We start from the raw sequence: 5,526 nt of genomic DNA, 5'->3' as shown, positions 1-5,526 counted from the left end.
GACACGCCGATTCCAGCAATAGCCAACGCGATTTTCGATGCTACCGGCATCCGCCTGAGACACGCTCCTTTTAAGAGTGAACGGGTTCTTTTCGAGATACTGAATATGGAGGTGTGAAATGAAGAAGCTGCTTGCATCTGCTTTTGCTGTTATACTTTGTTCGGCAGCCTTAAGCATAACTTTCTGGGTGAGCTGGGAAGGCGAGCCCTTCTACAGACAGGCTGCAGACGATTTCTATAACCAGACAGGCATACCTGTAGAGATCGTTTACTTCCCCAAGATCGAGGAAAAGCTGAATATCAGTCTTAAGACGGGTGATTTGCCAGATGCGGCTTTGATAAAAGATACATATATCGGGGATGTTTCCTCTTCAAACATGAGCCTCCCCATTCCGCAAGATGCGCTTAAAGACTACCCGGAAAGATATCTCAATCCATATGTCTGGAACGGTGTTGTCGGAGCAGTTCCCTACTATGCGGACAGTCAGGTTGCCTTCGTCAATCTAGACGCCTTTGAAAAAGCCGGATTGAGTCTCGAAGAGAGACTTGATTTTGGTCAATTCGAATTGATAAAGGAGAGACTCGCCGGCGTTGTCGATTACCCGATAGCATTCGATTTCACATCTCCTTACATAATGTTTCCGTACGTATCTGCTTTGAATTCCGAGGAAGAGACGGAGAATCTTCTTGTGGGATCTCACGGGAGTATAGAAGTTGTATCGAAGGTTAAGAAGTATTTCGACGAAGGGACTATCTCGAGGCTAGAGAGAGCTGCAATGAACGGCCTTTTCAGACAGGGAAAAATCGGCATAATGCTCCAGGGAAGTTACATGGCCGAGAAATTCAGAGAAAAGGGGCCGAGATTCGCAATGCTGCCTTTTCCCGATCTCGAGGGCATAGAGATCAAAGGTGTAATAGACTCAAAGGGCTTTGCTCTTTTCAATGGAGAAACCCGCGACCAGTGTCTGAGTTTCATTAATTTCCTTAACGAGCACAGCAGGGAGTTTTTCGTTCAGTGCGATAAATACCCGCTCTTTTGTTCCGACTGGCTTCACGAACTGGAAGAGATCATAGACGAAGGAAGATTTATGCCCAATCGTCCCGGGTACCAATCCCTTTTGTTTGAAGCCCTGGAACCAGCTTTGCAGGCTATATATAGTGGCGCTATGACGGTCGATCAAGCCCTGGAAGGCGCGCAGTCGTATATTGAATCTGTTTGGTGATATGTCGGTTGTAATACCGATCTTCTTTGCCCTGGGCCTGCTTCCCTTCATCTTGAGAAGAAAGTGGCCCATGGCGCTCCCGGTAGCTTTTATTCTGTCAATCGCTACCATTGCGCCGATAGCGTGGGCTCTCTATGTCTCCTTCACAGAATATGGAGTCTTCCAAACGGCTCCGGTTTTTGCCGGTCTGAAGAACTACGAAGCAGTGATTCGAGATTCCGGCTTCAAGCTTTCCCTAAGACTGACGGCTTTGTGGTCAACTCTTAAGACGACAATGGAGATCTCGATTTCCTTTTTCATTGCGCTCAGGCTGAGAAGGGCGACAAGACGTAGTAAGGCGGCTCTTCTTCTGCTGGGGGTCGGCTGGTTCATACCTTCCTTCATAACCGTTTCCGGGTGGAGGGCCTTCGTCCAGGGATACGGCGGATATTCTTTATTGAACACTCTTTTGGGAACGGAGATAGATGTGACGCTGAATGCCTTCCAAGCATTCGCTTCCTCCCTTCTGGTGAGCGTGTGGCTTTCGATACCGCTGTCGACAATGATCATTCTGGGCATGCTTGGAAGAGTCTCCAGAGAACTGGACGACATAATGAAGATCGATGGAACGGGGGACGTAGCTACTTCAAACATACTCTTTGGAGAGATAAGGTATCTGCTGATTCCCTATTTCCTGTTCCAGCTGGCGAGATCGATGAAGGAATTCACTTCGGCCTTCCTTATGACGGGAAATGGTCCTCTGCTACGCGAAGGGTTTACCCCGCAGACTCTTACCGGCTCGACAACCTTTCTGGGAATAGTGCTGTTCAGAAAGTTCAACACTGCAAAGGATTACGGGCTTCTCTCTACCTACGCAGTGTTCGTGGGTATCTTTGCGATCATCTGGATCCTTGGCGCTCTCTTCTCGAGAAGCGAGGTTCCTAGGAGACACAGGCAGGTTCTCTTTCTTAGCGGCGCCGCCCATGTCTTTCTCGGGCTTCTGACCGGCTGGAACTGGTACATAATTCCCATGGTCGTAGGCTACTCGATTCTCCCTCTGATAATACCCCGCTTCAAGAAGAGCTTCCGGGTACTTGTAGGGGTCCTCCTGATGTACGAAGTCGTATTGAGTATCTTCAGTGTGGCAGAGAGGGGCATAAGCGGAATCATTCCAGCGTCGCTGCTGAGCGTGCCGATGATCCTGTTCTCTTTGAGATACAGACTCCCGCAATTTGATTTTTCGGTGCCCGAATGGCTGAAGAGAGTTCTACTGGTGGTCTGTCTGCTTCCCACAGCCGTTGTGGTCCTGTACATCCTCTTTCTCTCTTTTGCTTTCGACTCCAGTATACTGCCTTCTCTAACCCTGCCGACCCTCTCGAACTATTCGAGAGTCCTCTCGGACGGACTTCTGTCAAATATCCTCAATACGATCGGAGTCTCTTTCTGGGCCTTTGTCATGGTGCTTCTGGCGGGAATCCCCTTTTCCTATCTCCTCGCAACAAAGAGAACTCCCTTCGTGAACGGAATAGCCGCGGTGATACTTTTTGGAAGCCTGTACACTGGAATGCATACATTGCTTCCAATGTATTTCGTCTTCGAAAGGCTGGGAATTACGGACAGTCTCTTTGGTGTGGGAATGGTCGTTTGTATCCAGTCGCTGCCGCTCACAATACTGCTTCTCGGTTCGTTTTTTTCCTCGATTCCAAAGGAGCTTCGGGAAGTCTCTCTGATTGAAGGACTGTCGGAAACAGGCTATTTCTTGAGAATTGTGATTCCTCTTTCATTACCCGTAATTGGCGGCCTGCTGACATACGTTCTCGTTTCGTCGTTTAACTCATTCAGTATGCCTTTGATTCTGCTGAACAGCCAGGAACTAATGCCGTTCTCTCTGAAGATCTATGGCTATGTGGGAGAAGTCAGAAGCTTCTACACCTCCTGGAATCTCTTTGGAGCCGCCTCAATAATCGGGATATTACCGCTGTTGCTATTCTTCAGAAGCTCATTAAAACTTATCTACAGCTCGAATCTCCGGGATCAGGGAATAGAGTACGATTGAATCTTCATAACCGAGACCGGGAAAGAATTCGAAATTTACGTTACAATATGAATGGTGGTGAATTCTTTTGAAAATACTTTTGACTAACGATGATGGAATCCAGGCGACTGGAATAAGATCTCTAGCAAAGAGACTCTCAAGGTCTCACGAAGTAACGATATTTGCACCCGAGAGCAATCGAAGCGGGGTAAGTCACTCAATAACCTGGTTGACTCCAGTGAGGATACGGGAAACAAATACTATAGAGAATGTTTCCTCGTTCTGTACTAGCGGGACACCGGCCGACTGCGTTATTGCAGCGACTACAATCAAGGGCATCAACAGCTTCGACCTCGTTGTAAGCGGAATCAATCACGGCCAGAATCTTGGCGTGGACATAAGGTATTCCGGTACGCTTTCTGCAGCGCTTGAAGCGAGAACTCAGGGTATCCCGGCGATGGCGATCTCCATTGTAAGTGAGGAGAATGCTGACTTTATCGCAGCCGTAGACTTTTCTGAGAACTTCGTGAGGGAGTACAACTGGAACAAGCTCCCGAGACATACCGTTCTTAACGTTAACGTGCCTGCGATACCAAGAGACAAGATCCGGGGAATCAGTTGCACGAGACCGGGCGGTCTCATAAAAAGGCGTTGGTTCGAGAAGAAAGTGAACGAGTGGGGTGAAGAGGAGTACTGGATGCAAAAAGAGATCCTTCACGATTCCCATGAGGAGGATCTTGACTACGTGAACGTAAACAAAGGCTTCATATCTGTGAGCCCGATCGACTTCTTCGGATCCTGCGAAGAGAGTTTCAGGTTATCCCTGGAAGAAGATCTGAAGATATTTGAAGCGCGCTGGTTAAACAAAGGCAACGAGAAATTCTCGATGGCTTCTTTCGAACAATAGACTTTATGAGCGAGAAACTCAGAATCGCAAGAAGCTAAAGAATCTCCCGCAACCAATCTTAAGACTGAATTCTGACTTTCCGCCAAATGCCATGGAAGCGGAGAATGTTATCTCCTGCTTCTCGTCGGGGCTGTAATGGAAGTTCAGAGAGAGCCTGGTTTTTCTGGTGATCGGTTGTGCGAGTCTGTACCAGTCAAATTCAAACGGTTCCCCGTAGAAATTTTCTATCCTATAGGAACCCTGCCTTATATATTCAATGCGCAATTCCGTGAAAATCTTACGTGTTTCATAAGAAAGGGCGAGAAGGTCAAGTGAGATATCGGGACCGTACGGAAACCCGTAGAAGCCGTTTATTACGAGGTACGCGCCCCCCTCTATGTCGTCTGCGTTGAAGCGGATCGGGTTTATATACTTCCCTTCCTCAAACTCTCTATTATAGAGATACGGGGTACTGTGATAGTGCTCGTACTTCAGCTTCAACCCACCTGATTTATTGAAAAGAGTCTTCTCCCTGAGACCGAACTGTTCGTCCCACAACACGGGTCCCACGTAATCATTTCCATCAATTAAAGCCGCTTCCCCTCCAAGATACCATCCCAACGAAGTGGGGTTTTCCGTTCTATCTCCGGGGATCAATATATCATCGGCATAGAGCATGCCGTACAGCTCCAGAATTCCTATCCTGGATTCGACGAACAAGCCGGCGTTGACGTTGGAGTTTTTTGCATAGTTGTTGTGAAAGACCATAAAGGGACCTATGTCTCTCAGGTCGGGAAATGTATTGCTGATGAGATTCGTCTCGACGAAACCGATTCTTGTGGAACTTCCCTCATAACCGACGCTGTGGCCGATGAGGGTTCTCGGGCTATCAAAGATTGAACGGTCAGAAGATATGACGAAGAAACTGTAAAAGTACTTACCGGATAAAACGTCCGCGCCAAGATCGAGCCACAGATGCTCGAAATAGGGCACGGTCTCCGAAAGCACAAAATTGTATGTCGCGGGACCGAAGTGAAGTCTTCGCTTACCGGCAGAAATCCTCAAGAAATCATTTTCAAACTCGGCAAAGCCAACCCTGGGGAGATCTGTATCTATATAGAGAGTATAAGCGTTGTGCCTGATCGGGAAGTTTGACCAGCTTCTACCTCGAAGAAAAGAGGTTATGTCCTGCCTGAAGTCGAGCCTGAACAATGCCCGATAACTGCTTCCAGATAACTCCACGCCGGCCGATGCAAATGCCGGATAAGAGAAATAAGTGCGCAGATCATCGAAGTCAGGTTGATATTCTCTATCGTGTACTGTGTAGTTGTTGAGGGAGAGAACAGGATAAATGCTCAAGAAAAGCCCGGTCTTGGCACACAAGCCAACTGAAATGGCAATAAG

Annotated in this window: 4 protein-coding genes; 3 read left to right on the top strand and 1 reads right to left on the bottom strand. The window is 47.9% G+C overall.

The features are described from left to right. Nucleotides 1-118 precede the first annotated feature (118 nt). The 3 genes from ENN47_08230 (at nucleotide 119) to surE (ending at nucleotide 4,143) form a co-directional block, all read left to right on the top strand. On the top strand, nucleotides 119-1,222 hold the full coding sequence (locus tag ENN47_08230) for an extracellular solute-binding protein (protein ID HDP78154.1): 1,104 nt from the start codon (nucleotides 119-121) through the stop codon (nucleotides 1,220-1,222). A gap of 1 nt (nucleotide 1,223) precedes the next feature. After that, the gene (locus tag ENN47_08225; GenBank protein HDP78153.1) at nucleotides 1,224-3,257 is read left to right on the top strand and encodes an ABC transporter permease subunit; all 2,034 of its coding nucleotides are present in this window, start codon (nucleotides 1,224-1,226) and stop codon (nucleotides 3,255-3,257) included. Between the two features lie 67 nt (nucleotides 3,258-3,324). Continuing rightward, nucleotides 3,325-4,143 carry a 5'/3'-nucleotidase SurE gene (surE, locus tag ENN47_08220; GenBank protein ID HDP78152.1) on the top strand — a complete coding sequence of 273 codons (819 nt, stop codon included), beginning with the start codon at nucleotides 3,325-3,327 and terminating at the stop codon, nucleotides 4,141-4,143. A gap of 18 nt (nucleotides 4,144-4,161) precedes the next feature. On the opposite strand, the gene ENN47_08215 is transcribed toward surE, so the two are convergent. Continuing rightward, nucleotides 4,162-5,526 (bottom strand): hypothetical protein (locus tag ENN47_08215; protein HDP78151.1); only part of this gene is annotated, 1,365 nt, incomplete at its 5' end.

Origin of the sequence: Mesotoga infera, assembly GCA_011045915.1 — a bacterium.
GTDB classification, from domain to species: domain Bacteria; phylum Thermotogota; class Thermotogae; order Petrotogales; family Kosmotogaceae; genus Mesotoga; species Mesotoga infera_D.
This window is presented reverse-complemented; position numbering and strand designations above follow the sequence as displayed.